The 26,424-nt window shown below is 69.5% G+C and carries 25 protein-coding genes, 1 tRNA gene, 1 other RNA gene and 1 pseudogene; 15 read left to right on the top strand and 13 right to left on the bottom strand.

What is annotated here, in order from left to right; translation table 11 throughout:
* The first annotated feature begins 552 nt into the window (after nucleotides 1-552).
* The 11 genes and pseudogenes from ACLQ2S_RS19210 (at nucleotide 553) to ACLQ2S_RS19160 (ending at nucleotide 9,006) form a co-directional block, all read left to right on the top strand.
* The gene (locus ACLQ2S_RS19210) at nucleotides 553-795 is read left to right on the top strand and encodes a DUF6284 family protein (RefSeq protein WP_425702235.1); all 243 of its coding nucleotides are present in this window, start codon (nucleotides 553-555) and stop codon (nucleotides 793-795) included.
* A complete protein-coding gene (locus ACLQ2S_RS19205; RefSeq protein ID WP_425702234.1) occupies nucleotides 795-1,169 on the top strand; it encodes an RRQRL motif-containing zinc-binding protein in 375 nt (124 codons plus the stop codon). The genes ACLQ2S_RS19210 and ACLQ2S_RS19205 overlap by 1 nt, the downstream gene beginning before the upstream one ends.
* On the top strand, nucleotides 1,166-2,032 hold the full coding sequence (locus tag ACLQ2S_RS19200; RefSeq protein ID WP_425702233.1) for an ABC transporter permease: 867 nt from the start codon (nucleotides 1,166-1,168) through the stop codon (nucleotides 2,030-2,032). The genes ACLQ2S_RS19205 and ACLQ2S_RS19200 overlap by 4 nt, the downstream gene beginning before the upstream one ends.
* Before the next feature lie 91 nt (nucleotides 2,033-2,123).
* Complete coding sequence (locus ACLQ2S_RS19195; protein WP_425702232.1) at nucleotides 2,124-4,328, top strand: cell division protein FtsK; 2,205 nt, start codon at nucleotides 2,124-2,126, stop codon at nucleotides 4,326-4,328.
* A 144-nt stretch (nucleotides 4,329-4,472) separates the two neighbouring features.
* On the top strand, nucleotides 4,473-4,715 hold the full coding sequence (locus ACLQ2S_RS19190) for a hypothetical protein (RefSeq protein WP_425702231.1): 243 nt from the start codon (nucleotides 4,473-4,475) through the stop codon (nucleotides 4,713-4,715).
* Entirely contained in the window at nucleotides 4,712-4,999 is a 288-nt protein-coding gene (locus ACLQ2S_RS19185; protein WP_425702230.1) for a hypothetical protein, read from the top strand. The genes ACLQ2S_RS19190 and ACLQ2S_RS19185 overlap by 4 nt, the downstream gene beginning before the upstream one ends.
* A 53-nt stretch (nucleotides 5,000-5,052) precedes the next feature.
* Nucleotides 5,053-5,301 (top strand): hypothetical protein, encoded by a 249-nt coding sequence (locus tag ACLQ2S_RS19180; RefSeq protein ID WP_425702229.1) that lies wholly within the window; start codon nucleotides 5,053-5,055, stop codon nucleotides 5,299-5,301.
* A gap of 15 nt (nucleotides 5,302-5,316) precedes the next feature.
* A complete protein-coding gene (locus tag ACLQ2S_RS19175) occupies nucleotides 5,317-6,300 on the top strand; it encodes a bifunctional DNA primase/polymerase (RefSeq protein WP_425702228.1) in 984 nt (327 codons plus the stop codon).
* Nucleotides 6,297-7,310 (top strand): annotated as a pseudogene (locus ACLQ2S_RS19170) (AAA family ATPase); the annotation flags it as partial. The gene ACLQ2S_RS19175 and the pseudogene ACLQ2S_RS19170, both read left to right, overlap by 4 nt.
* Before the next feature lie 349 nt (nucleotides 7,311-7,659).
* Nucleotides 7,660-7,869, top strand: coding sequence for an excisionase family DNA-binding protein (locus ACLQ2S_RS19165; RefSeq protein ID WP_425702227.1), 210 nt, complete (start codon nucleotides 7,660-7,662; stop codon nucleotides 7,867-7,869).
* Complete coding sequence (locus tag ACLQ2S_RS19160) at nucleotides 7,870-9,006, top strand: tyrosine-type recombinase/integrase (RefSeq protein ID WP_425702226.1); 1,137 nt, start codon at nucleotides 7,870-7,872, stop codon at nucleotides 9,004-9,006.
* Nucleotides 9,007-9,053: 47 nt separating this feature from the next.
* Here the strand turns inward: ACLQ2S_RS19160 and ACLQ2S_RS19155 are convergent, their stop codons facing one another.
* The 3 genes from ACLQ2S_RS19155 to ACLQ2S_RS19145 form a co-directional block, all read right to left on the bottom strand.
* The gene (locus ACLQ2S_RS19155; RefSeq protein ID WP_425702225.1) at nucleotides 9,054-9,743 is read right to left on the bottom strand and encodes a hypothetical protein; all 690 of its coding nucleotides are present in this window, start codon (nucleotides 9,741-9,743) and stop codon (nucleotides 9,054-9,056) included.
* Between the two features lie 251 nt (nucleotides 9,744-9,994).
* Nucleotides 9,995-10,067: transfer RNA gene (locus ACLQ2S_RS19150), tRNA-Ala, on the bottom strand.
* 92 nt (nucleotides 10,068-10,159) lie between these two features.
* Nucleotides 10,160-10,750, bottom strand: coding sequence for a YqgE/AlgH family protein (locus ACLQ2S_RS19145; RefSeq protein WP_425702263.1), 591 nt, complete (start codon nucleotides 10,748-10,750; stop codon nucleotides 10,160-10,162).
* Between the two features lie 285 nt (nucleotides 10,751-11,035).
* On the opposite strand from ACLQ2S_RS19145, the gene mdlC reads away from it, so the two are divergent.
* On the top strand, nucleotides 11,036-12,631 hold the full coding sequence (gene mdlC / locus ACLQ2S_RS19140; RefSeq protein WP_425702224.1) for a benzoylformate decarboxylase: 1,596 nt from the start codon (nucleotides 11,036-11,038) through the stop codon (nucleotides 12,629-12,631).
* Between the two features lie 50 nt (nucleotides 12,632-12,681).
* Here the strand turns inward: mdlC and ACLQ2S_RS19135 are convergent, their stop codons facing one another.
* The 8 genes from ACLQ2S_RS19135 to pruA form a co-directional block, all read right to left on the bottom strand.
* Nucleotides 12,682-13,623, bottom strand: coding sequence for a hypothetical protein (locus ACLQ2S_RS19135; RefSeq protein WP_425702223.1), 942 nt, complete (start codon nucleotides 13,621-13,623; stop codon nucleotides 12,682-12,684).
* Nucleotides 13,624-13,802: 179 nt separating this feature from the next.
* Nucleotides 13,803-14,178, bottom strand: a transfer-messenger RNA (tmRNA) gene (ssrA, locus tag ACLQ2S_RS19130).
* Between the two features lie 107 nt (nucleotides 14,179-14,285).
* Nucleotides 14,286-14,765, bottom strand: coding sequence for an SsrA-binding protein SmpB (gene smpB / locus ACLQ2S_RS19125; protein WP_425702222.1), 480 nt, complete (start codon nucleotides 14,763-14,765; stop codon nucleotides 14,286-14,288).
* A gap of 148 nt (nucleotides 14,766-14,913) precedes the next feature.
* Entirely contained in the window at nucleotides 14,914-15,789 is an 876-nt protein-coding gene (gene ftsX / locus ACLQ2S_RS19120; protein WP_425702221.1) for a permease-like cell division protein FtsX, read from the bottom strand.
* Between the two features lie 67 nt (nucleotides 15,790-15,856).
* Complete coding sequence (gene ftsE, locus ACLQ2S_RS19115) at nucleotides 15,857-16,537, bottom strand: cell division ATP-binding protein FtsE (RefSeq protein ID WP_013731749.1); 681 nt, start codon at nucleotides 16,535-16,537, stop codon at nucleotides 15,857-15,859.
* Nucleotides 16,538-16,655: 118 nt separating this feature from the next.
* Nucleotides 16,656-17,777, bottom strand: a complete 1,122-nt coding sequence (gene prfB / locus ACLQ2S_RS19110) for a peptide chain release factor 2 (protein ID WP_309222631.1) — start codon at nucleotides 17,775-17,777, stop codon at nucleotides 16,656-16,658.
* 116 nt (nucleotides 17,778-17,893) lie between these two features.
* A complete protein-coding gene (locus ACLQ2S_RS19105) occupies nucleotides 17,894-18,412 on the bottom strand; it encodes a PadR family transcriptional regulator (RefSeq protein WP_155215069.1) in 519 nt (172 codons plus the stop codon).
* Between the two features lie 213 nt (nucleotides 18,413-18,625).
* Complete coding sequence (pruA, locus tag ACLQ2S_RS19100; protein WP_155215070.1) at nucleotides 18,626-20,257, bottom strand: L-glutamate gamma-semialdehyde dehydrogenase; 1,632 nt, start codon at nucleotides 20,255-20,257, stop codon at nucleotides 18,626-18,628.
* A 284-nt stretch (nucleotides 20,258-20,541) separates the two neighbouring features.
* On the opposite strand from pruA, the gene ACLQ2S_RS19095 reads away from it, so the two are divergent.
* Nucleotides 20,542-21,522: a hypothetical protein gene (locus tag ACLQ2S_RS19095; protein WP_155215071.1), complete on the top strand. Its 981-nt coding sequence runs from the start codon at nucleotides 20,542-20,544 to the stop codon at nucleotides 21,520-21,522.
* Nucleotides 21,523-21,568: 46 nt separating this feature from the next.
* On the opposite strand, the gene ACLQ2S_RS19090 is transcribed toward ACLQ2S_RS19095, so the two are convergent.
* On the bottom strand, nucleotides 21,569-22,087 hold the full coding sequence (locus tag ACLQ2S_RS19090; RefSeq protein WP_309222632.1) for a DUF6912 family protein: 519 nt from the start codon (nucleotides 22,085-22,087) through the stop codon (nucleotides 21,569-21,571).
* 207 nt (nucleotides 22,088-22,294) lie between these two features.
* On the opposite strand from ACLQ2S_RS19090, the gene ACLQ2S_RS19085 reads away from it, so the two are divergent.
* Entirely contained in the window at nucleotides 22,295-22,528 is a 234-nt protein-coding gene (locus ACLQ2S_RS19085; protein WP_203991763.1) for a helix-turn-helix domain-containing protein, read from the top strand.
* 112 nt (nucleotides 22,529-22,640) lie between these two features.
* Nucleotides 22,641-23,306: an Rv3235 family protein gene (locus ACLQ2S_RS19080; RefSeq protein WP_155215072.1), complete on the top strand. Its 666-nt coding sequence runs from the start codon at nucleotides 22,641-22,643 to the stop codon at nucleotides 23,304-23,306.
* A 145-nt stretch (nucleotides 23,307-23,451) separates the two neighbouring features.
* On the opposite strand, the gene secA is transcribed toward ACLQ2S_RS19080, so the two are convergent.
* Nucleotides 23,452-26,367 carry a preprotein translocase subunit SecA gene (secA, locus tag ACLQ2S_RS19075; RefSeq protein ID WP_309222633.1) on the bottom strand — a complete coding sequence of 972 codons (2,916 nt, stop codon included), beginning with the start codon at nucleotides 26,365-26,367 and terminating at the stop codon, nucleotides 23,452-23,454.
* Between the last annotated feature and the right edge of the window lie 57 nt (nucleotides 26,368-26,424).

Raw genomic sequence — 26,424 nt, 5'->3', positions numbered from 1 at the left:
TCATGCGCGACTTCGGCCATCACAGTTGACCCGTTGTCATATCAGTTGTTAGGTTGCTTGCGTCACACCCCAGCCAGCAGCAACCGGGGAAGGCAGCGGCTCGTCGCTGCGCGCCTACGTGCTGCTGTGTCTGGCCGTTACCTGACAACTTCACAGCAGAAGCGCCGCGTTTGATTTGGCTTGCGGTATTCCCGCCTTGAGTCACACGGTGGCCGACCTCGGTAGATCCCGAGCGAGCGGGCCGAGCGGGTCGGGTCTTGGCGCGCGGACTGTCTTCTGCCTCTTCGTATCTGCACCTGTCCCGGGGTGGGGTGTCGCGCTGCTCTGTTGCGCGGCCTCACCCCGGGTTTCCCGTCTTGATTCCCGCTTGTGGAGGTGAGCCGTCATGACCGTGAGCGTCTTCGCTGCCGTTCGAGTGACCACCCGCAACAGCGCCGTGTGGCGTACCTGCCACCGCTGCGGCGGGCTCGCCCCGCTGGCACCCGATGAGCGTCACTGCCGCCCCTGCCGGCCGATGTCGCGCTCTCGCCGTTCTGGAAGGAACCGATCGAAGTGATCACCAACCTGCCTACCGTCGAGCCGACCGCCGCCGACCTGGCCGCGATCGACACCGAGTGGCCGCTGATCGCCGCCGAGCTGGACAAGCTGGACGCCGAGATCACCCTGATCTACGCCGAGGACCACGGCGGACCCTCGCCGCTGGACTGGCGCAGGCTGCGTCGGGCTGAGGCCCGTGTGACCCGCGCCGCCGCCGACCTCGCCCACCGCGCCACCGACCCGCAGCGCGCGGCCTGATGTCCCGCATCCGCGCCGCCTTCCACGACCCGGACGGGTCGCGGTACGGCATCCCGACGTTCTGGTGGCGCGGCGCACCCGCCGGCTACGCCACCCGCCGCCAACTGCGCGCCGCCGGCCTGTGCCCCGGTGGTCAGCCGATCGCCGCGCAGATCCTCTGGCGCGGCATTGGTGGTACCCGCACCGCCTACCTGTACCGCCTGGACCTGGCCCGGCCGAAGCGCACCGCCACCCCCGCGCAGCTGCGCGCGATACGCGCGGCGTTGACCGCGCGCCGTACCTGCCCGACCTGCCGAGTTGTCCGGCCCTACTGCATCCCGCGCTCGCTCGGCGAGTGCGTCGACTGCGCCTACCCGATGGAGGAAGCAGCATGACCGCCCCCACGATCAACGACACCCGCTACCCGCAACCCGTCGAGAAGCTGTTGCCCGCCGCCCGCGCGCTGGAACTGCCCGACGGGCAGGAGTTCCCGTCACGCAACCGGCTGATGCGCGAGTTCCGCATCGGCGCACCGAAGGCCGATGAACTGCTCGCCCGACTGCGGGCCGAGCACGCCGACCGGACCCGCACCGACACCCTGCGGACCGCAATGGCCGTTCGGGGTGCCCTGCTGGCACCACAGACCGACACCGACACCCCGCCCACGCCCCGGTTGGAGTACGCCGAGCCGATCGGCCCGGACCCGGCACCCACCCCGGTCGTGCCCGAGCACGCGCCGCCGCCCGCCGAGCCGGTGAAGATCCCACCGGCCGAGCCGGTCGCCGAGGTTGGCACGGTCGGTCACCCGGACACGCCCACCCCGACAGCGCCGGTCCGGTCGGCGGTGGTGTGGCCGGTGATCCTGCTGGCGTTGCCGGCGTTCGTGGCGATCTGGTCCGGGTGGGTCGGACTCGGCGGACTCACCGGGTTCGGGGTGGTGCACCCGCTGCCCGGTATCGCGGACGGGTTCGCCATCAACACCGCGATCACCCTGCCGATCGGCGTCGAGACGTACGGCGCGTACGCGCTGTACGTGTGGCTGTCCGGCCGCGTGCCCGAGCGGGCACGCCGGTTCGCGAAGTGGTCGGCTATCGCGTCGCTACTGGTCGGCGCGCTCGGCCAGGTGGCCTATCACCTGCTGGTCGCGGCCGGTGTCGAGTCGGCCCCGTGGTGGATCACCACCGCCGTTGCCTGCTTGCCGGTGGCGGTGCTCGGCATGGGCGCGGCCCTGGCGCACCTGGTGCGTTCGCACGACTAGTTCCGCCCGGCGGCACAGCACACGGGCCTAGGAAACCTCGCTGTGCCGCCGGTCCCCTTCCGATCTCCCGACCGTTGGAGGAACCCCCATCATGACTGCCCCTGATGATGACCGTTTCGACTGGCAGGCCGCCGAGCGTGATCTGACCGACACCGGGCCGGATGCCGAGGTGGTCGACCTGGACGCGGCCCGTTCCCGCCGCGCCGCCACCGACCCCGCCGATGACAGCGGTGAGGGTGGGCTGGTGCTGGTCGACAGCATCGACGCGCAGCGTCGCCCGCGGTTCACCCTGGCCGGGTTCCGCGACGCGCAGCGTCGGCCGATCCTGCCTGGTTGGCTGCGTTCCCGTACGGAGTTCACCGGCAACCTGGCGTGGGCTGCCGGGCTGACCGCGCACACCGCCGGCTACCACCTGCTGCGGGTGCCGAAGTACGCCGGGAAACTCGCGTGGCGTGCCCCGGTCGGCGTGTACCGGGTCACGCGCGGATACACGCGGTGGTTGTTCGACCTGGAAGGCGAACCGGTCCGCCAATCGGTGGTCCGCGCGGCCATCGACCGGCCCGAAGAGGCCCGCCTGTACCAAACGCTTGCCCGGCAGCGGGATCGGCGGGTCCGGTGGCGTGGCCTGACCGCCGTCCCGACCGCCGTGGTGCTGCTGGTCGGCCTCGGCCTGCTCGCCACCGCCCCGGCCTCCGCCGTCATCGCGACGGTCGCCGCCGTGGTGGTGGTGTTCGGGATCCTCGGCGCACCGGCGGACCGGCCGCTGCTCGACACCGCCGTGGTCCGCAGCCCGGTGACGCCGCTGACCTCGGATGAGGTGGTGCGCGCCCTGGCGGCGCTGAATATCTCCGGCATCAACCAGGCCCTACGCCGAGGCGACACCGGCAAGCGGTGGTTCCCCGCACCAATCACGCGGGAGAACGGCACCGGGTGGCGGGCCGACGTCGAACTGCCGCGCGGGGTGACGGCCTCGGCGGTGGTCGAGAAGCGGGAGGAGCTGGCCGCCGCGCTCACCCGCCCGCTGGGCTGTGTGTGGCCCGAGGCCAACGCCGAGGTGCACCCCGGCCGCCTGGTGCTGTTCGTGGCCGACAAGGATCTGTCCCGGTCGAAGCAGGCCGCCTGGCCGCTGCTCAAGTCGGGTGCGGTGGACCTGTTCAAGCCGTTCCCGTTCGGCACCGACCCGCGCGGCCGGGCCGTGACGCTCACGCTGATGTTCGCCTCGATGATCGTGGGGTCGATTCCGCGTATGGGTAAGACGTTCTCCCTGCGTCTGGCCATGCTTGGCGCGGCCCTCGACCCGCGCGCCTGGATCCTCGCGTTCGACTTGAAGGGCACCGGTGACCTGTCGCCGCTTGCGCCGATCTGCCACCGCTACCGCGCCGGTGACGACGATGAGGACATCGCCTACGGCCTCGCCGCGATGCGCGAGGTACGCGCCGAGCTGCGCCGCCGGACGAAGGTGATTCGGGAGTTGCCGCGTGACCTGTGCCCGGAAAACAAGGTCACCCCGGACCTGGCCAGCACGAAGCGCCTCGGGTTGCAGCCGATCGTGATCGGGGTGGACGAGTGCCAGGTGTGGTTTGAGCACCCGCGCTACGGCGATGAGTTCGAAGAGATCTGCACCGACCTGATCAAGCGTGGCCCGGCCGCCGGAATCACGCTGATCCTGGCCACGCAGCGGCCGGATGCGAAGAGTCTGCCGACCGGTATCTCCGCGAACGCGGTGCTGCGGTTCTGTCTCAAGGTCATGGGGCACACCGAGAACGACATGGTTCTTGGTACGTCGATGCACAAGGCCGGCATCAAGGCGACCATGTTCTCTCGCCGGGACCGGGGGATCGGTTACCTCGCCGGTGAAGGTGATGACCCGACGATCACCCGGACGTTCTACATCGATGGGCCGACCGCCGAGCAGGTCATTCGCCGTGCGCGGACGTTGCGGGAGCAGGCTGGCACGCTGTCCGGCCACGCGGCCGGGCAGGTCATGGACACCACCGCTGTGCGGCTAGACACGCTGTTGGACGACATCGCGGCCGTGATGTCCGACAGCGAGGCCAAGCTGTGGTCCGAGGTCGTCTGCGAACGCCTTACCGGCCTACGGCCCGACGTGTACGCCGGTTTGACGCGGGAGCAGTTGACCGCCGCGCTCAAGCCGTACGGCGTCACCACCGGACAGGTATGGGGCACGGACCCCGACACCGGGCGGGGTGCCAACCGGCGCGGCATCGACCGCGCGCACATCCTCACCGCCATCACCAAGCGTGACCGCGAGCAGGGCGGCAGGGCCGCCAGCTAGCCGCGCCGATCGCCGCTAGGTCTAGCACGCACGCCCGCTAGACCTAGCGGCACCACTAGCGACCAATCCGAAACCTGGCCAGCGCCCTAGCCCCTAGCGGCGACGGCCCCGCTCACCCTGAAAACGGCCCCTGGGAGGCGTTTCGTGGTCACCCTCGCCCTACTCGCTAGCCTCACCCTCGCTGGTTACGCAGCGTGGCATCTCATCCTGTGCTACGCCGCGCCGATGCCGCGCTGCCGCGCCTGCCACGGCACCGGAGAGCGACGCGGCCTGATCATCCGCGCGCTGCATGAGTGCCACCGCTGCCACGGCACCGGCCGCCGGCCGCGCCTCGGCCGCCGGCTGATCGAGTACATCCGCGCCGAGTACCGGGCAGGCCAGCAATGACCGGCCGCGACCGGCACACCGGCTGGTGCGCCGGTGGCCACCGATGCGGCCTCGGCGAACACCGCTCCGACGAAATCGTGGTCGACGCCGGACGGGCGCGGGCCGTGCTCGTGCGCGTGCGGTCCGCCGCCGGCCGCGACCACGCCGAAATCCGGCTACGGGTGGCGCTCGCCCCGACCGAGGTGGCCGCTCGCCGTCAGTTGGTCGGACTGCTCGGCGACATGCGGCAGGCCGTGACCCGCGCGGCCATCGCGGCGCGGCCTCGGCCGCGCCGGGCCGCCTGATGGCCGGGCCGCGCCGCGATGGCGCTTCCCCGCGTGATGCCCGGCTGTCCGGGTTGGAAATCTGGCTCACCGGCACCCCGGCCGAGCTGGACGCCGCGACGGCCGCGCTCACCGCTGCGGGGCACCGGATCGCTCAACGCGGCACCCGCTGGCCGCTGACCGGCGCTGACGCCGGCCGGTGCCGCCTCTACCTGCGGCTGTCCGTCGTCACCACCGCCCGACCGGCCAGCCGCGCACCGGACACCGGTGGCGCGGCGCTGCTCGACCTCGACACCGCCCGCACCCACCGCATGACCGCCTGATCAGGAGACATCTCCATGCCTGACCTGCTCACCACCGCGCTCGGCCACGCCGAACGCGGCTGGCACATTTTCCCGCTGCGCCCTGACGACAAGCGACCCGCCTTCCCCGACCACGCCGCCGACCGGTGCACCGGCCGTGACCCGCGCTGCCACGCCGCTGGCCGGCACGTCGGGTGGGAAGACCGGGCCACCACCAACCCCGACCGCATCCGCCGCGCATGGTCGACCCGCTCCTACGGGATCGGTATCGCGTGCGGCCCGTCCGGGCTGGTCGTGGTCGACCTGGACGTTCCTAAGAGCGACGCCGACACGCCGCCGCCCGAGTGGGCCGGTGTGTGCGACGGCCGCGATGTGTTCGCCGTCCTCGCCGACCGGCACGGCACCCCGACCGGTTGGATCGCCGGTTTCGGCCCAGACGACACCATGCCGGTCGGCGTTGACCACACCTACACCGTGCTCACCGGCAGCGGCGGCACTCATCTCTACTACCGCCACCCCGACACCGGCCCGCAGTTGCGCAATACCACCGGCGACCGGGGCGGCCTCGGCTGGAAAGTCGACACCCGCACCCACGGTGGCTACGTCGTCGCCGCCGGCAGCACCGCCGCCGGCCGCCCCTACGTGGTGGCGCTCGACTGCGACCCGGCACCGCTGCCCGACTGGATCGCCGCCGCTACCGCGCCGCCACCGCTGCCGCCGCAACGGCCCGTGGTGGTCGACCTCGGCACCGGACGCCGCGCCGCCTACGTCGACGCCGCGATCCGCCGCCAGGTCGCCGAGGTCACCACCGCCACCGCCGGCACCCGCAATCACGCGCTCTACGTGTCCGCGGTTGCCCTCGGCCAACTCGTCGCCGGTGGCGCGCTCACCGAGGACGACGCCGAAACCGTCCTCACCGACGCCGGCCTCACGGCCGGGCTACGGCGCACGGAGACGACCCGCACCATCGCATCCGGGCTGCGCGCCGGTGCGCGTCGGCCCCGGAGCGTGGCCGCATGACCGCCCCGGCTGAGCGTCCCGACCTGCGGGTCATCCAGCCCGGTGACGACACCGCCGCCGAGGTCATCGCACCCATCCGGCGGGAACCGGGCCGCATCCGGACCGCGTGGACTGCCGCCGACCTGATGGCGATGGAGTTCCCGCCGCCCCGGTGGGCGGTACCCGGTGTGCTGTCCGAAGGCGTGAACCTGCTCGCCGGGCCGCCGAAGGTCGGCAAGTCGTGGCTGTCCCTCGGCCTCGGCCTCACCGTCGCCGCCGGTGGCAAAGCGTTCGGCAGCATCGACACCGAACCCGGACCGGTGCTCTACCTCGCGCTGGAGGACACGCCGCGCCGGTTGCAGTCGCGCATGGGCAAAGTCCTCGCCGGACAACCCGCGCCGGCCGGGCTGACCCTCGCCACCGCGTGCCCGCCGCTGCCGCAAGGTGGCGATGAGGCCATCGCCGCATGGTTGGACCGCAACCGCGACGCACGCATGGTCATCATCGACGTGTTCGCCAAGCTACGCGGCACATCCGCACCGGGCATGTCGGCCTATGACGCTGACTACGCGGCCGTGGGTCGGGCGAAGAAGGTTGCCGACGCCTACGGCGTGGCCGTGGTGCTGGTGCACCACGTCCGCAAGGCCGGATCGGACGACTTCCTCGAAGCCGTGTCCGGCACCAACGGCCTCGCCGGTGCCGCTGACGCCACACTCGTACTCCGCCGGCCGCGCGGGTCGGCCGACGGGGTGCTGCACGTGACCGGCCGCGACGTGGACGAGTCGGAATACGCGCTGGCGTTCGACCCGACCAACGGAGCGTGGACCATGCTCGACGGCCCCGCCGCAGAGCACGAAGTCAGCGACACCCGCGCCGCAATCCTGCGCTGGCTACGCACCTCCCCTGGCAGCACACCGAAGGCCATCGCCGAAGGCACCGGGCTCACCGCCGACAACGTCAAGAAGACCTGCGGCCGGATGCTCGACGCCGGCCAGGTCGCCTGCGACCCCGGCGGCCGATACCGGATACCCGCCTAGCTGTCCCCGATGTCACCCGAGTCACCACAGTCACCCGACCTGCACTCACCTGCGGAAACGCTGCCGAATCGCGGAGACAGGCCAGTGACAACCGACCGGCGGCAACCGGCCGGTCAGATCGGCTGAAACACACGCCATCCGCCATGTTTCAGCACAGACCCTACCCATCACCCTCGCAAGCCAAAGATCTTGGCTCTGCGGCGCTCTCAGCGGGCCGCTCTAACGCCCGCTGAGGCGTCCGGCCATCGACCCACTACGAACCCCGCGATCGGCCAGAAAGGCACCCAGCTTGCCGACGAACGCCCTTCCCGCCACCCGCACGCCGCACCACAGGAGGCCCGCAATGCCGGAGAGGTACCTGACGATCCCGGAAGTCGCTGCCCGGCTCGGCACCACCGACCGGTTCCCGCGCAGGCTGATCGAGGAACGGCGCATCGAGTTCAAGCGCTTCGGCCGACACGTACGGATCGCGGAAAGCGTTCTGAACGCCTACATCGACTCGTGCACCGTGACCCCGGTGCGCCGGATCGGCCGGGCACGGAGGGCTGCCTAAATGGCTGGCAATACCAAGGGGCGTAAACGCCGCTTCGGCAGCGTCAGGAAGCTCCCTTCCAGCGCGTGGCAAGCCCGGTACACCGCGCCGGACGGGTTGCCGCGCAAGGCACCGAGCACCTTCGACACGAAGCGGGCCGCCGAACAGTGGTTGGTCGAAACCGAGGCCGAGATGTTGCGCGGGGAATGGCTCGACCCCGACGCGGGAAAGATCACGCTAAGCGAGTACGCCGATCGGTGGATGCGCGAGCGTGATCTCAAGGCACGTACGCGAGAGGAGTACGAGCGGCATATCCGCCTTCATGTCCGGCCGCAGCTCGGCAACCACGCACTGAACGAAATCAGCGCGCCGCACATCCGCAAATGGCGCGCGGACCGGCTCGCCGATGGCGTGGGGAAACCGACCGTGGCTAAGACGTACCGCATCCTTCATGCGATTTTCGCCACCGCCGTTGACGACGACCTGATACGCCGAAACCCGTGCCGTATCAAGGGAGCCGGTCAGGACAAGGCCGACGAACGACCTACGGCCACGCTGCAACAGGTGTTCGCGATCGCCGAGGCGATCCAGCCGCGCTACCGGCTGTTCGTTCTGCTCGCCACATTCGCGCAACTGCGGTTCGGTGAACTGGTGGCGCTACGCCGCCGGGACATCGACTTGCGCACGATGGAGCTACGGGTACGCCGCGCTACGGCCGAGATGGAGGACGGCACGCAGATTGACGACGACCCGAAATCCGAGGCGGGTAAGCGGCCGATCAGCCTGCCGGCCGGGCTGCATACCGACGTGGAATGGCACCTCGCGCAGTTCGCCGAGGGTGGCCCCAACGGACGCCTGTTCCTCGGCGCACAACGTGGCATCCCACGCCGCCGCAACTTCAACCGGATCTGGCGAAAGGCTCTGGCCGCCGCCGGTATCCCGACCGACCTCGGTCTGCACCTTCACGACCTGCGGCACACCGGCAGCACATGGTCAGCACAGAGCGGCGCGACGCTCAAGGAACTGATGGCGCGCATCGGTCATTCGAGCACCCGCGCGGCGATGATCTACCAGCACGCGACCCGTGACCGCGATCAGGCCATCGCTGTCGCACTCGACGCCCTAATTGAAAATGCTCGGCTAAAGGCCCTCGACTAGTAATTCGTGGTTCGGGCCGCCTTGCCGGCCCGAACCACGAATGATTTCTACTCAGCGCCTCGCAGTCGCTCACGCAGGCCTTGGATGACATCGTCGTTCAATCTGCCAGCAACTACGTGGAAGAATGTTAGCACCACAAACCCGAGCGCCACCAATGACGATAAAGCCGCCCAGCCGAAATCAATAGAGTCGTCCGAAAAAATCGACACGTAGGCGTATATTCCAAAAAGGGCAGGCATAAGGAGGATGATTGCCGTCTCAACATAGAAGGTAACCCGCGCGAGATGAAATTCGACCCTCGTCAGCCGAATGGGCTGAGCGGAGAGAAAGATCGTGAGGATGCCGAGAGGGATAAGCCCAAGCTGCGCCTCGCCCCACCTTGGAAACGACTTGTGCACAAATTCTCGATAGAGCAGAACGAGCTGCGAGCGGGTGTTGATTAGAATAACGATGCGGGCCGACAGATAAGCTACGACCACCGGAATCGCAAGGCGGAAGAGTCCGAACTTCTCAGCCTTTACACCAAACAGCTCAACCTCAGCCAACTCGCCGTGCGACAGAAGCACGAAGATTGCAACACCAAGGACCATGAAAAGCGCACTGCGGCCAATCCGAGTCGCGACATTCATTATCAGATCTCTTAGTCCCGCCAGATACAGCCTCAAGTCCTCGCGCTCCATCTCCTCTTCGGCGAGGAAGATCTCTACGCGATGTTTTATGTCTTCCGACAGATCCATTGGCTTCCCTCATGAAAACCTACAGGCGTGATTCACGCTTGAGGATATGCATGCATGGCAAGCTCTCGGCTCAGCACGCGTCGCGGTAACGTCCTGCGATGCACGTGATCGTCCTACCGTTGGCTCCTGCGCCTCCGGTGCGAGCACCCGGCTCGCATCTGGCACGCAACTGGCACAAGAGTGGCCACAGGCGGGGATAAAAAAATGCCCTGGCAAGGGAACTAGTTCCCTTGCCAGGGCATTTGCATGGGTGGAGCCGAGGGGACTCGAACCCCTGACCCCCACACTGCCAGTGTGGTGCGCTACCAGCTGCGCCACGGCCCCTTGCTTTCGCACCCGGTCGCCCGGGCACTGGAAGAACTATACACACGCCGCCCCGCATGGTCATCTCGCGGGGGGTGCCCGTCGGCCGGTGCTCAGTTCAGCGCGACGTCCGGCGGGAAGTGCGCGACGGCGGCCATCATGCCGCCCTGTCGACGCAGCACCATCGGCCACAGGTCGTCGGGTCGGTCGACGAAAGCGTCACCGGGCAGCGCGTCGAGCACGAACCAGGAGCCGTCCTCGATCTCCTGCTCCAGCTGCCCGGTGCCCCAGCCCGCGTACCCGGCGAAGACCCGGATGCCCTGCACGTTCTCTCTTAACCGCTCGGGATCCACCGACAGGTCGAGTGTGCCCACCGCACCGGAAACCTGGTGGAAGCCTTTGAGGCGACGCACCGGCGGACGCATCCGGGCCAGACAGATCGCGGAGTCCGGCTGCACGGGACCACCTTCGAACAGCACCGCCGGATGGCGAGCCAGGTCACCCCAGTCGCGCAGGACGTCCGCCACCGGCACCTCGGTGGCCCGGTTGAGCACCACGCCGAGCGCACCGCCGGGCTCGTGTGCGACCAGGAGCACGACCGTGCGATCGAAGTTCGGATCCTTGAGCGCCGGTGTCGCCACCAGCAGCTTCCCGGCCATCGACTCCGTCGCCCGCCCGCCGATCGCCTGCCCCTCTCCTTGCATCACGCGCACCCGTCAGTCGTGCACGGAACGGCGGAACCGGTCACACTTTCCGGCGGTGTGCCCAACCGGTGACATCCGTGCTGTCATCGCCATGCCTGGCACCATAGCTTGCGTTCCCGACCCAGGCGAAGGTCTGCGGGGCGGGTGATCGACCCTCGGAATGGTCGGACTGGCGACGGTGGCGGTCGCGGCGGTTGAGCCCGCGGGCGAGCCGGATGCTGATCGACATCGGAGCAGTGTCGAAACGCCCTGTACACCCGAGTCGCCCCGATACATTCAGAGGCGATGGCAACGGTCCGCGACACCACCTACGACCTGCTCCGGGCCTTGGGCATGACCACCGTCTTCGGTAACCCCGGCTCCACCGAGGAGCCATTCCTGCATGCCTTCCCCGACGACTTCCGCTACGTGCTCGCCTTACACGAGGCGTCGGCGGTGGCCATGGCCGACGGGTACGCACAGGTCACCGGCGCCCCGGCGCACGTCAACCTGCACACCGCACCGGGCACCGGCAACGCCATGGGCACCATCGTCACCGCCTGGCACAACCGGACCCCGCTGATCGTCACCGCCGGTCAGCAGACCCGGGAGATGCTGCTGCTCGAGCCCCGGCTCGCCGCCCGTCATCCGACCGAACTGCCCCAGCCGTACGTCAAGTGGGCCCACGAGCCGGTCCGCGCCCAGGACGTCCCGGCGGCGCTCATGCGGGCGTACGCCACCGCGATCCAGCCGCCGACCGGACCGGTCTTCCTGTCGCTGCCGCTGGACGACTGGGCACAGCCCCCCGATCCGCCGCCGCAGGTCCGCACGGTGGCCAGCCGGTTCGCTCCTGATCCCGAGCGACTGCGTCAGTTCGCCTCGGCACTGGCGACGAGCCGGTCACCGGCGCTGGTGTTCGGTGCCGCCGTGGACCGGGCGCACGCCTGGGCGGCCGGGGTCGCCCTCGCGGAGCGACTGGTCGCCCCGGTCTGGTCGGCACCCGCGTCGGAACGGACTCCCTTCCCGGAGAACCACCCGCACTTCCAGGGCGTGCTGCCCTTCGCGATCGGCCCGCTGGCCGAGCAACTCCAGGGGCACGACACCGTGCTGGTGGTCGGCGCACCGGTGTTCCGGTACTACCCGCACGTGCCCGGCGAAACGCTGCCGGACGGTGCCCGGCTGTTGCACGTCACCGACGATCCGGAGGAGGCGGCTCGGGCACCGGTCGGCGACAGCCTCCTCGGCGACGCCGGCCTCACCCTCACCGCGCTGGCCGAGTTGATGCCACCGGCGGACCGACCACCACCGCCCGCCCGTCCCGTTCCGTCTCCGGTGGAGGATTCGGTCCCGCTCAGCGCCGACGCCCTCTTCGCCGCGTTGGCCCGGCACTGGCCCGCAGACGGGGTGCTGGTGCAGGAATCCCCGTCCAACCTGTCGGCGCTACGCCGTCGGCTGCGGTTCGACACTCCGGGGTCGTACTTCACGATGGCCAGTGGCGGTCTCGGCTACGGCCTGCCGGCGGCGGTCGGCATCGCGTTGGCGCAGCGGGACACCGGCCGACACCGGCCGGTGGTCGCGGTGATCGGCGACGGCTCGTTCCACTACTCGGTCCAGGCGCTCTGGACCGCCGCCCAGTTGCGGTTGCCGCTGGTCGTCGTCGTGCCGGTGAACCAGCAGTACGCGATCCTCAAGGCGTTCGCCGAGTTCAAGCAGACCTCGGGGGTACCCGGGCTGGACCTGCCCGGCATCGACATCACGGCGATCGCCCGCGGCTACGGGTGCGCCACCACCGTCGTCGACAGCCCCGACCAGCTCGGCGAGGCGCTCGCCTCGGCGCTTGAAGCCGACGGGCCGACGGTGCTGCCGGTGCCGATCCGCACCGATGTGCCGCCGATCCTCTGAGCGGCGCGGCGGTACCGGCCCCGGCATGCCGGGGCGGTGCGGATCGACGGTCAGTTCCCGGCGAGGCGCAGCGGTGCGGCGCTGACCACGTCCAGGACCGGACGGGCTCCCAGCGGTGCCCGCAACGTCACCGTGACCGGTTCCAGTTTGAGCATGTCGTCGCAGATGCCGGTGGACCGCACGGCGGTGCCGCCGACCACGACCAGATGGTCGTGTTCCTGCACCAGTGGTGTGATCTCGGTGTCGCAGCTGCCGACACCGAGCCGGACGTTCAACGTCGTGCCGTCCACGGATTCGATGTCCTGCGCACTGATCAGCTCCGGCGGCACGGGCGCGGTGGGCGGGACCGGTTCAGGCAGGGCACCGATGGCGTCGGCGGCCACCGCGGCCCGGGCCACCACGGCGTTGATCTCCTCGACGGTGAACAGCCACGCCGGCACCTGCGCCTCGCCTCGGGTGGTGCGCACCGTCGCGGAGCCCAGTTCGACGTCGGTGACGGTGAGCGGAACGCAGGAGACCTGGGCCTCGCTGCTGACCGGCGCGTCCGGCCCGTCGGCCGGTGGCGGGATGCTCGGGCCCTTCGGTCGGCCCGGGCAGGGTGGCGGGTCACCCTGGTCGAGCTGGCGGTACGCCTCGGTCGCGCTGATCAACGGCACGCGGAGTTCTCCGTCGGCGAAGCCGATGGTGCCGTCGCCCGGCTTCCCGGGTGGCAGTGGTACCTGCTGCCGGTACCAGCCGGCCTGGAAGGCGAGCTTGGTCTCCTCGGTGAACTCGGGGTCGCCGACGAGCACCGTGGGTTCCTGGAGCGGCACATAGCCGGTGGTCCACGCCGCACCTGGACGCCACTGCTGCGCCACCGCCTCCGCCCGCTCCTCGAACGCCTGGTGACGGTCGGTCGGTTGACCCGGTCCGGCGGGTCCGCTGCCGGCCTGGGCGCAACCGGCGGACACCATCAGCAACGGCAGGCCCAACAGGGCGAGAATGCGGCGCATGACCGGTTTGACGGCACGGCGACCCGACCGGTTCCCGGCGACCTGGCGGACCCGGGGGTCGGCGACCGATCGGCGGCGACGGCCGGTCGCGGAGCCGGTGGGGGTGCGCGGCGCGACATGCCCGGGGCAGGTCGGGAGACGACTGCGCGCCCCGGTCGATGACCGGGGCGCGCATGTGGTGGTGGAGGTGCCGGGAATCGAACCCGGGTCCTTCGCCGCCTTGTCAGGGCTTCTCCGAGCGCAGCTCGCTGTGCCTCTACTCGGCCCCTCCGATCACGCGAGCGAGTCGGTGTGACGGGCCCAGTCGCTGATTGATCTCGCCGCACGGACCCCGCGACCGGGTCCGGTTGGCCAGCCTTCTAGCTGATGCCGGCTAACTGGGTCGAAGGCGCTCCCAGGCCGACAGACTCGCTACTCGCCTCAGGCGGCGAGAGCGAAGTCAGCGCGATTGTTCTTGGCGCTTATTGGTTTCCGACGAACGATTCACGAGACGACGTCGGCTTCCTCGGCTCGCTTCCCCTGCCGCAACGTACGAAGTCGAAACCAGTCACCCCCTCGACAGGCCGCCGACCTTCCGGCGGCTCCGACAAGCGTAACGCCTGCCGCAAACGGATTCATCCCGAGCCCGGAGCGACGCTCCGCGCGGGAACAGACCGGACGAATCAGTCACGCATTCCCTTACCCCGCCGACCCATCGCCCGCTGGATCTCCCGGTCGGCGTCCCGCTTGGCGAGGTCCTGGCGCTTGTCGTACGCCTTCTTGCCCTTGGCGAGGCCGATCTCCACCTTGGCCCAGCCGTCGGAGAAGTAGACCTGGAGCGGCACCAGGGTCAGCCCGCTCTCCCGGAGCTTGCCGATCAGCCGGTCGATCTCCAGCCGCTTGAGCAGCAGTTTCCGGGTGCGCCGGGGCTCATGGTTGGTCCAGGTGCCCTGCACGTACTCGGGGATGTGCATGCTGTGCAGGTAGATCTCGCCGTCCCGCTCCTGCGCGAACGCGTCGACCAGCGAGGCACGCCCGGCCCGCAGCGACTTCACCTCGGTGCCGGTGAGTGCCATGCCTGCCTCGTACGTGTCGAGGATGGCGTAGTCGTGACGCGCCTTCTTGTTGGAGGCGACGACCTTACGCCCCTTCTCCCGTGGCATCGCCGCGCCACCTCCCTTTCGTCGTCGCCCCTGGCCGGCTCGGCCGGCCCAAGGCGGAGATCATGCTACCCGAACGACAAGGGCCCTCCCGCGCCGTTTATTCCGGCGTGGAAGGGCCCCGCGCAGCGTGAGCAAGCGGTACGGGTAACTAGACCCGCAGGTAGAAGCGGAGCGTGACCCAGGCGGTGATCGCGCTGATCAGACCACCGACGCCGGCCATCACCGGGAAGGTCAGGAACACCTCGCCCCAACTCACCGGCGCGAAGAGCCCTTGCAGGGCGCTGAGCGCACCGTCGAAGAGGAATATCTTGAGCGCGATCAGGGCACCGAGGCCCAGGATCGAGCCGATCAGACCGGCGACCACCGCCTCCAGCACGAACGGCGCCTGGATGAACCAGTTGGACGCACCGACCAGCTTCATGACCGCGACCTCACGACGCTTGCTGTACGCGGCCACCTGGATGGTGTTGGCGACCAGCAGCAGGGCGGCGATGGCCATCGCGATCGCGGCGACCAGCGCGATGTTCTGCCCGGCGGTGAAGAGGTTGAAGATCTTGTCGAGCACCTGGCTCTGGTCGACCACCTGGTCGACTCCCGCGACCGCGGTGTACTGGTCGGAGACGGCCTTGTACTCCTCCGGGTCGACCAGCTTGAGCCGGTACGACTCCGGGAGCTGATCCGCCTTGACCGCGCTGAGCAGGTCCGGCGAGTCCCGGAACATCTCCTGGAAGCGCTGGAACGCCTCGTCCTTGTTGACGTACGTGGCCTGCGAGATCAGCGGGTCGGACTCCAACTGGGTAGCGAGCGCGGTGCGCTGCTCGTCCGTCACGTCGGCGTCCAGGAAGATCGAGACCTCGATGTTCTCGAAGTACAGCTGCTTCATGTCGGCGACCTTGGTGTAGATCAGGCCGCTGGCACCGAGCATGGTCAGCGAGACCGCCATCGTGATGATCATCGCGATGGTCATGGTCACGTTGCGCCACAGTCCGACCAGTACCTCGGACATGACGTATTTCATCCGCATCGGGATTTCCTCCGGCTCTCCGGCGTGAGGTGTTCGTCGTCAGATCGGGGTGCGGTGGGTAGGGCCGTCACCCGTAGACGCCGCGGGCCTGGTCGCGAACGATACGGCCACTCTCGATCTCGATGACGCGGCGGCGCATCTGGTTCACGATGTTGGAGTCGTGCGTGACCATCACGACGGTGGTGCCGGTGCGGTTGATCCGGTCCAGCAGGCGCATGATCTCGATGGAGGTGTCCGGGTCCAGGTTTCCGGTCGGCTCGTCCGCCAACAGGATCAGCGGACGGTTCACGAACGCCCGAGCCACCGCCACGCGCTGCTGCTCACCACCGGACAGCTCGTGCGGGTAGCGGTGCTCCTTGCCACCGAGGCCGACCAGTTCCAGCACCTCCGGCACGACCCGGCGGGCCACCGCCTTGGTCTTGCCGATCACCTCCAGCGCGAAGGCGACGTTCTCGTACGCGGTGCGGTTCGGCAGCAGCCGGAAGTCCTGGAAGACGCAGCCGATCGAGCGGCGGAAATGCGGGCGCTTCCAGGACCGCATCGACGTGACGTCCTTGCCGTTGACGACGACACGCCCCTTGTTGGGGGTGACCTCGTGCAGCAGCATCTTGATGATCGTCGACTTGCCGGAGCCGGATGGGCCGATGAAGAAGACGAACTCGCCCTTGTCGATCGACACGGACACGTTGTCGAGCGAAGGCCGCGACGCCTTCGGGTACGTCTTCGTCACTTGCTCAAGCTGAATCACGGGTGGTGAGTCTACGCCGTGTAACTGTCGTGCCAAGTCCCACGCCCCGCCGTTGCGGAGGAAGTCGTCAAATCAGCACGTCACGGGAAGATCAGCGGCGCGCTCCGCCCACGATCGATCACGCACGGTCGCCGGCTAGTTGCTGCTGCTTGCGCCACCGGATGCCCGCCTCGATAAAGGAGTCGAGGTCACCGTCGAAGACCGAACTCGGGTTGCCGGTCTCCTGCTCGGTCCGCAGATCCTTCACCATCTGGTAGGGGTGCAGCACGTACGACCGCATCTGGTCACCCCAGGAGCCGGCGGCGTCGGTCTTGAGCCCTTGCAGCTTGGCCTGCTCCTCCTGGCGCTTGCGCTCCAGCAGCCGGGCCTGGAGCACCCGCAGCGCGGAGGCCTTGTTCTGCAACTGCGACTTCTCGTTCTGGCAGGTCACCACGATGCCGGTGGGAATGTGAGTGATCCGCACCGCAGAGTCGGTGGTGTTGACGCTCTGCCCACCCGGGCCCGAGGAGCGGTAGACGTCGATCCGCATCTCGTTCTCGGGGATGTCGATGTGGTCGGTCTGCTCGACCACCGGCAGCACCTCGACCCCGGCGAAGCTGGTCTGCCGCCGCCCCTGGTTGTCGAAGGGGCTGATCCGCACCAACCGGTGGGTGCCGGACTCCACGCTGAGCGTGCCGTACGCGTACGGGACCTTGACCGCGAAGGTGGCCGACTTCAGACCGGCTTCCTCGGCGTACGAGGTCTCGTAGACCTCGGTCGGGTAGCCGTGCCGTTCGGCCCAGCGGAGGTACATCCGCAGCAGCATCTCGGCGAAGTCCGCCGCGTCCACGCCACCGGCGCCGGCCCGGATGGCAACCAGCGCCTCCCGGGAGTCGTACTCACCGGAGAGGAGCGTGCGGACCTCCATCTCCTGGATGGCCTTGGTCAGCCCGGCGATCTCCGACTCGACCTCGGTGAGCACCCCCGAGTCGGACTCCGCCTCGGCCAGTTCCAGCAGCACGTGCGCGTCGTCCAGCCGGGAGCGCAGGCTGCCCAGCTTGTCGATCTCGCCATTGACGTACGACAGCTGCGAGGTCACCTGCTGGGCACGGGCCTGGTCGTCCCAGAGGTCCGGGGCGGACGCCTCCTGCTCCAGGCGGGCCTTGTCCTCGCGGAGACGATCGAGGTCCAGCACCGCCTCGATGTTGCGCAGCGTGGCGTCGAGTTCCTTGAGCTGTTCGGCGAAGTCGGCAGCGGTCACGACAGACAAGGGTACTGCTCGGACGAGGAGTGAGCTTGCGAGCCCCGCAGTCCGAGCCAAAACAACCCAGCTCGGACGACCAGTGAGCTTGCGAGCTCGGGCCGGTTTTCCTCGGATCAGCTGATGGCGGCGGCGCTCTTGAGCCAGGACAGGGCGGCACGGTGGTAGGCGACCGCGAACTCCAGCGCGGTCGCGTCGTACGTGTCGCCTTCCTTCTTGGCGTTCTTGACCTGCTCGCGGACCCGGGCCAGCGCGTCGGTGTGGTACTCGTTGGCCGCGGCCTGGAGGTTCTTCAGCTGGCTCGGTGAGTGCAGTTCCCCGAAGGCGATGCGCAGGGCGATCGGGTTGCGGATGGTGTCCCGCCCCGGATCTTCGGCCAACCAGCGGGAGAATGTCCGTTTCCCGGCTGCCGTGATCGCGTACGGCTGACTCATCCGCGGCCCCGGTTTGCCCAACCGGACGAGACCTCGCTCGGCCAGCACGGGCAATTCCCGGTAGACCTGGCTTCGGGTCATCGACCAGTACGGCGCCAACCGACGCTCGGCGGCGGCCATCAGTTGGCCACCTGTCATGGGCCCCTCGTGGAGCAGCCCGAGCAGGGCCGCCGCTGTGGGGTTCACTCCGGATTCCGCCATGCCCCTCACGCTGCCACTTTGCGCGGCCGGCGTCCAGGATTTCCCCTTTTCGCCACCCGATGGGGTTTCCTATGTGCACTGTCGGCGCGCGACGGTCCTCCGGCAGCTCTGGCCTCGGCACCACTGGACAACCGGGCGTCCGTCCCAGAGGTTGACGTTAGGAAGGGCCCCTTCCTATGCACTAGGCGTTAGCAAGGGGCCCTTCCTTACACCTCAGCCCATGTGGGGGTAGGTGTGGTCGATTGGGGGGACGAAGGTCTCCTTGATCGTCCGGGGGGACATCCACCGGACCAGGTTGTGCCAGGAACCCGCCTTGTCGTTGGTGCCGCTGGCCCGCGCGCCACCGAACGGCTGCTGCCCGACCACGGCACCGGTCGGCTTGTCGTTGATGTAGAAGTTGCCGGCCGCGTACCGCATCTTCTCGGCCACCGCGTCGATCACCCGGCGGTCGGTGGCGAAGATCGACCCGGTCAGGGCGTACGGGGCGATGGCCTCGGCCTGCGCCACCACCTCGTCGAACCGGGCGTCGTCGAAGACGTGCACACCGAGGATGGGGCCGAAGTACTCGGTGGTGAACGTCTCGTGTGCCAGGTCGTCGCACTCGAATACGGTCGGCCGGACGAACCAGCCGACCGAGTCGTCGGCGGTGCCACCGGCGATGATCCGGCAACTGTCGTCGGAGGAGATCAGCTCCAGCGCGGCGGTGTGCCGGGCGTACGCCTTGTCGTCGATGACCGCGCCGCCGAAGTTGCGGAAGTCGGTGACGTCGCCGTAGGCCAGCCCGTCGGCGGTCGCGGCCAACCGGTCGCGCAGACCGCCGCCCTCCCAGAGCGAGCGCGGGATGTACGCCCGGGAGGCCGCCGAGCACTTCTGCCCCTGGTATTCGAAGGCACCCCGGATCAGCGCCGTGTGCAGCGCGTCGACGTCGGCGCTGGAGTGGGCGACCACGAAGTCCTTGCCTCCGGTCTCGCCGACCAGCCTGGGGTAGCCCCGGTAACCGGCGATGTTCTCCCCGACCGTGCGCCACAGCTGCTGGAAGACCTTGGTGGACCCGGTGAAGTGGATACCGGCCAGGTCGGGGTCGGCCAGCACCACGTCGGACACCTCCACACCCCGACCGGTCACCATGTTGATCACACCGGGGGGCAGCCCGGCCGCCTCGAACAGACGCATGGTGAAGTGCGCGGCGAACTGCTGGGTCGGGCCCGGCTTCCACACCACCGTGTTGCCGAGCAGGGCCGGGGCCGAGGGCAGGTTGCCGGCGATGGCGGTGAAGTTGAACGGGGTGACCGCGTAGACGAAGCCTTCCAGCGGCCGGTGGTCGAAGCGGTTCCACACCCCGGGCGACGACATCGGCTGCTCGGCCAGCAGGGTGCGGGCGAAGTGCACATTGAACCGCAGGAAGTCGATGAACTCGCAGGCCGCGTCGATCTCGGCCTGCACGGCGGTCTTCGACTGGCCGAGCATGGTGGCCGCGTTCAGGGTGTCCCGCCACGGCCCGGAAAGCAGTTCGGCGGCGCGCAGGAAGATCGCGGCCCGCTCCTCGAAGGGCAGGGCGCGCCAGCCCGGCGCGGCGTCCTTGGCGGCCTTGACGGCCATGCGCGCGTCGTCGTGGGTGGCGTGCCCGGTCACCCCGAGCACGTGCGCATGCCGGTGCGGTTGCACCACCTGGATCGGCTCGCCGCCGGCCATCCGCTGTTCGCCCGCGATCGTCATCGGCAGGTCGATTCGCTCGGCGGCCAGCTCGGTGAGCCGCCGCTGAAGGCGTTCGCGGTCGGTGCTACCCGGCTCGTAGGTGCGCACCGGCTCGTTACGTGGCTCGGGTACGGAGAACACGGCGTCCATCAGGGCTCCTGGCGATCTCGACAGCGATGGCGAAACCGGACCCGCGGTGGCGGGACCTGCGCCAATCCTCCCACGCCCGGCGGCGGTCGATGACACCCCAACCGCTCGTGAAGCTTTGATCGCCAGGCAGGACCGCTACCCGGGAGCTGATTCGTATCCGAAGGACCCGTACGACCGAAGAAAAGCAGGCACCGCAGGCTTCGGACTCACCCCGGTCCCCGCCGCGTACGCTGGATTGCCGGTGACGATCCGGCCCGGTCGGGCCCGGTGGCGAAGGGGAGACCATGAGCAACGAGCCCGGTGGGCCGACCGCCGCTGCGCCCGACCAGTCCGAGGCCACCGACACCGGAGTCGACGACCACCCGACCACCGGCCGTGCGGCGCCCGCACCGGGTGCGACCGTGCTGGCCCTGCTGGCGGCCGGTTGGCTGGCCGCGATGCTCTGGTCGACCCGGGAGGCGATCAGCTCGGCGACGGCCGGTGTCACCGCGGTCAGCCTCTCCGCCTTCGCGCTGCCCGGCGTGATCTCGGCCGCGCTGGTGGCCGGGGCCGCCGTCGGACTGGCCGTCGGCGAACCGGTTGCCCGCCGGACCGAACGGGTGACCCTGCGCTTCGCGGTGGCGGTCGGGGCCGGTCTGCTGGTCGGGCTACTCGCCGCGCTCGCGATCGACCTCACCTACGCGGGTGACGTCACCACCCGCACGATCGCCGGCACCACCGCTGCCGCCGCCGTCATCGGCGGCGCGCTCGCCGGTGCCCGCAACGGTGCCGTGGTCGGGGCGGTGGCCGCCGCCGCGCTGGGCACCCTGCTCTTCGTGGTGGCGTTCAGCCTGGCCCGTGACCCCCTGTTCGACCTCTACAGCGCTGGCGACACCCAGCAGGCGCTGGTCAACGCCGCCAGCTGGGTCTCCCGGACCGAGTCCCTGCTGGCCGGGCTCATCGCGGGCGGGTTGGCCTTCGGTTACCTCACCTGGGCCAGGCGACGGGCTGAGCGTGACGGCGACGACGCCCCGCGCTGGCCGGCGTACCTGGTGGCGGGCGCGGGGCCGGGACTTCTGCTCCTGCTCACCGAAGTGATCATCCGAGTCGGCGGACGGTCGCTGATCGACCTGGCCGCCGCGCTCAGCGACGCCGACGCGGTCGCGCAGACCTCACTCGGCACCTCGCGGGTGGACAACGCCATCTGGGTGTTGTTCGTCGGCGCGCTGGCCGCCGTGATCAGCTTCGGCCGGACGCTCGGCTCGCCCACCGCCGACGAGGAGTAGGCCGACGGCGCAGCTCGGCTGGCGGCCCGTTCACCGGTCGGCCGGGTCAGCTCTCCCCGGTGATGCTCTCCAGCAGGGACTTCAGTTCGCTGGGGTCGTACCACTCCAGCTCGTGGTCCTCGGTGCCGTCGACGGTGAACTGCGCGTCGGCGTCTCCGGCCAACGCCTCCAACACCACCTTGACGGCGGCATCGACGTCCGCTGCGGCGTCCGCCCCGTCCACGTGCACGGCGGCGACCGCCGCGAACGGCACCGGAGTGGGCAGTTCCACCACGCTGGAACCCAGTTCCCCGTCGCCGCGACCCACCGCCGTCGCGGGCAGGTCCGCCGAGACGACCACCCGCCGCCGGGGCGCGGCCGGGTCGTGGCGGATCAGTTGCAGCGAGTCCTGTGCGGCGCGGGTGAAGGCGGCGTACTCCAACTCCTCCTCGTCGCCCTCCGCGTACCACTCCCGCAACGTCGGGGTCACCGCGTGCGCCTGGGTCGCGGCGAGTCCGTGCTCCGGCAGCCTGGCCAGCATCGGTACGGTCGCCGGCACGTAAACCCGGACAAGCTTGTCGGTCACCGTGGTCTCCCCCGTTCTGCTCCGTCCGGCGGCGACACCGCCGGGTTGGGCGTACGGGCCCTGCCCGCCGCCCTGACCGTCATACACCGCGTATCGCTTTCGTGGAAGTTCCGGCCGCGAGCCGGTGTGTCCGACAGGGGACGCATTGGTCGGGACCAGGCAGCCGGTGGCAAACTGAACCGAACGACGCCAACCCGGGGAGTTTCGGTGGAACCGAGGTTCCTGCTCCTGTCCGACGTGGCCACCGAGCTGAACGTGTCGGATTCGCAGGTCTACCACATGGTGCGCAGCGGCGAGTTGCCCGCGATCAAGATCGGTGGTCGGGGGCAGTGGCGGGTGGAGCGGGCCCGGCTGGAGGAGTACATCCAGCGCAAGTACGCCGAGACAGCCGACTGGGTACGCGACAACCCGCTAGCGGAACGCGATCCCGAGGAGCGGTAGGACCGCAGCCGAGACATTGACCGCCCGCTCTGCCATGCCCGAGAATCGACGCTGTCGAAGGCAAACGAAGGTAAACGCAACGAAAAGCGGTTTGACGGCAGGGGGCAGCGTGATGACCGACCTCCGGCGGCCCGGGCCGGCCCGCCCACCCGTGCGGCTGCGACCAGCACCCGCCTTCGAGCCACCGCCCGTCGAGGAGGACATCACCGGCTGGCCGCGCCCGGCCGACGGCCAACTCGCCCTCGACCTCTTCGCCGCCGCCCGCCAGTGGCCCGGTGGGTCGGACCAGCCACCGCTGCCGTGGCGGGCCGCGCGCTCCGGCACCCGGCCGATCCCGCCGGGCGCATCAAGGCCCGGCACGGCCAGCCGCCCCGGAGCGGGATCGGCGGGCCAGGCCTCCGCCCGGCACCTGCCACCCGGTGCGCTGGCCACGGCCACCCCGGCGGCCACCCGGGTCGCCCACCGCTTCGTCGCCACCTGCCTGGAGGTGGTCAACGGATTCCGACCACCGGCGCAGCTCCGGCGTCAACTCGACCCGGCCCGGCTCACGGTGCTGCTGCCCGAGCTGGTCCGCGCCACCGCCCGTGGGGCACCGCCCCGGCGCCGCTCGGCGCGCCCCGGGGTACGCCTGCGGCGGCTGCGCGTCTGCGAACCCCGCCCCGCCGCCATCGAGGCCGCCGCCGTGCTCACCGGAGCCGGTGGCCGCAGCTGGGCGATGGCCCTACGCCTGGAGCACCGGCGCGGCAACTGGATCTGCACCGACCTACGGGTGCTGTGATCCCACCGCGCACGCGGACACCCGGCAGCGAGCCGGCACGACGGCGTCGGGCCTGGACACCCAGTGGTGTCCAGGCCCGACGTCAAGCGCTTCTGGGTCTGGTCAGCGCCTCGGTCGAGCCGAGGCGGAGCCCAGGCGGCGGCCCCTAGCTGGCCGAGGGGCCGCCGGGGGCACCGTGGCACCGCTTGTACTTACGGCCCGAGCCACACGGGCACGGCGCGTTGCGGGACGGGCCGTTGCTGGCCGTCGCCTGCCCCGGTGCCGGCTGACGGGCCGCGCCCACCGGGACCGCCGGTCCACGAGCCGGACGCGGTGGGGCGTTCGGCGCCGTCCGGCCCGGCGACGCCGGGGTGGCCGGATCCGGGCTGCCGATGCCGAGCGCGGGTGCCCGCTGCTCCTCACGCTGCACGGCGACGGAACCGGCACCGGCCTCACCGTCGATGGTCGGCGCGGAGTACTGGAGCCCCTGCTGCTGCGGCGCACGGCCCAGGCCCTTGGCCCGGATCTCCACCGGCTTGTCCAGCAGCTGGACTTCCTCAGCCTCGGGCTCCGGCTCGTTGACCTGCACTTCGAGGTTGTAGAGGAAGCCGACGGTCTCCTCCTTGATGCCGTCCATCATGGTGGCGAACATGTCGAAGCCCTCGCGCTGGTACTCCACCACCGGGTCACGCTGGGCGTACGCCCGCAGCGAGATGCCCTCCTGGAGGTAGTCCATCTCGTAGAGGTGCTCCCGCCACTTGCGGTCGATCACCTGGAGCAACACCATCCGCTCCAGCTGCCGGGTGCCCTCGGCACCGAGCTGCTCCTCACGCCGGTCGTACGCGGCGTGCGCGTCCTCCTTGAGCCGGGCGAGCAGGAAGTCGGCGTCGATGCTGGCCCGTGACCCCGCCTCCTCCTCCATCTCCTCGATGGTGATGCCCACCGGGTAGAGCTGCTTGAGGCTGGACCACAGCTGATCGAGATCCCAGTCCTCGGCGTAGCCGTCCGCGGTGGCTCCCCGCACGTACGCCTCGATGGTGTCGTCGATCATGTTGCGTACCTGCTCGGAGAGATCCTCACCGTTGAGTACGCGCAGCCGCTCGGCGTAGATCACCTGGCGCTGCTTGTTCATGACCTCGTCGTACTTGAGGACGTTCTTACGGATCTCGGCGTTCTGACCCTCGATCTGGGCCTGTGCGCTCTTGATCTGACGGGTGACCATCTTCGACTCGATGGGCACGTCCTCGGGGATGTTGAAGCGGTCCATGACCGCTTCCACCGCACCGGAGCGGAACCGCTTCATCAGCTCGTCCTGCAAGGACAGGTAGAACCGCGACTCACCCGGGTCGCCCTGACGACCGGACCGACCACGGAGCTGGTTGTCGATCCGGCGGGACTCGTGCCGCTCGGTGCCCAGCACGTAGAGCCCACCGGCGGCGGCGACCTCCTCGGCCTCCGCGTCACAGGCCTGCTTCCATTTCGGCAGGACCTCTTCCAGGGCCTTCTCGTACTCCTCGGGGTTCTCCATCGGGTCGAGCCCGCGCTGACGCAGCTCGTTGGCCGCGAGGAACTCGGGGTTGCCGCCGAGCAGGATGTCGGTGCCTCGGCCGGCCATGTTGGTGGCCACCGTGACCGCGCCCTTGCGACCCGCCTGGGCGACGATCTCCGCCTCCCGGGCGTGGAACTTCGCGTTCAGCACCGAGTGCGGGATGCCCCGGCGGCGCAGCAGCTGGGACAGGACCTCGGAGTTCTCCACCGAGACCGTGCCGACCAGCACCGGCTGACCTGCCTGGTGCCGCTCGGCGATGTCCTCGACGACGGCGTTGAACTTGGCCTTCTCGGTCTTGTAGATGACGTCGGCCCGGTCCTGCCGGACCATCGGCCGGTGGGTCGGGATCGTCACCACACCGACCTTGTAGACCTTGTTGAACTCGCCCGCCTCGGTCTGCGCCGTACCGGTCATGCCGGCGAGCTTGTCGTAGAGGCGGAAGTAGTTCTGGAGGGTGATGGTGGCCAGGGTCTGGTTCTCCTGCTTGATCTCCACCCCCTCCTTGGCCTCGATCGCCTGGTGCATGCCCTCGTTGTAGCGACGGCCGTGCAGGATGCGGCCGGTGAACTCGTCGACGATCAGGACCTCGCCGTCGCTGACGATGTAGTCCTTGTCCCGCTTGTACAGCTCCTTGGCCTTGATGGCGTTGTTCAGGTAGCCGACCAGCGGAGTGTTCACCGACTCGTAGAGGTTGTCGATGCCGAGGCGGTCCTCGACCTTCGCCACGCCCCGCTCGGTGACCGCGATGGTGCGCTTGGAGTAGTCGACCTCGTAGTCGCCCTCCCCGTCCTTGCCCGGCTGGAGACGGGCCACCACGGCGGCGAACTCGCCGTACCAGCGGGCGGAGTGCTCGGCCGGGCCGGAGATGATCAGCGGGGTACGGGCCTCGTCGATCAGGATGGAGTCGACCTCGTCGACCACGGCGAAGTTGTGGCCGCGCTGGACCAGATCGTCCTTCGACCAGGCCATGTTGTCGCGCAGGTAGTCGAAGCCGAACTCGTTGTTGGTGCCGTAGGTGATGTCGCACTCGTACGCCGCGCGGTGCTCGGCGGCCGGCCGGTTGGGCAGCACCACGCCGACGGTCAGGCCGAGGAACTCGTGCACCCGCCCCATCCAGGCGGCGTCCCGCTGGGCCAGGTAGTCGTTGACCGTCACCACGTGCACGCCCTTGCCGGACAGCGCGTTGAGATAGACCGGCATCACCGAGGTCAGGGTCTTACCCTCACCGGTCTTCATCTCGGCGATGTTGCCGAAGTGCAACGCCGCGCCACCCATCACCTGCACGTCGTACGGCCGCTGGCCGAGCACCCGGGCCGCCGCCTCCCGGCAGACCGCAAACGCCTCGGGCAACAGGTCGTCCAGGGTCTCACCGTCGGCGAGACGTTCCTTGAACTGCTCGGTCATGCCGCGCAGCTCATCGTCGGTGAGGTTGACGTAGTCGTCCTCGATCGAGTTGACGGCGGCGGCGATCGCCTTGAGGCGGCGCAGCATGCGCCCCTCGCCCGCACGGAGGACCTTTTCCAGAATCGACACGGATCAACGCTCCCCTAGACAGTCTCGAACCATCGTAGGCGTTCCATCGGGTCGATG

The organism is Micromonospora sp. DT48 (assembly GCF_049844495.1).
GTDB lineage: Bacteria > Actinomycetota > Actinomycetes > Mycobacteriales > Micromonosporaceae > Micromonospora.
This window is presented reverse-complemented; position numbering and strand designations above follow the sequence as displayed.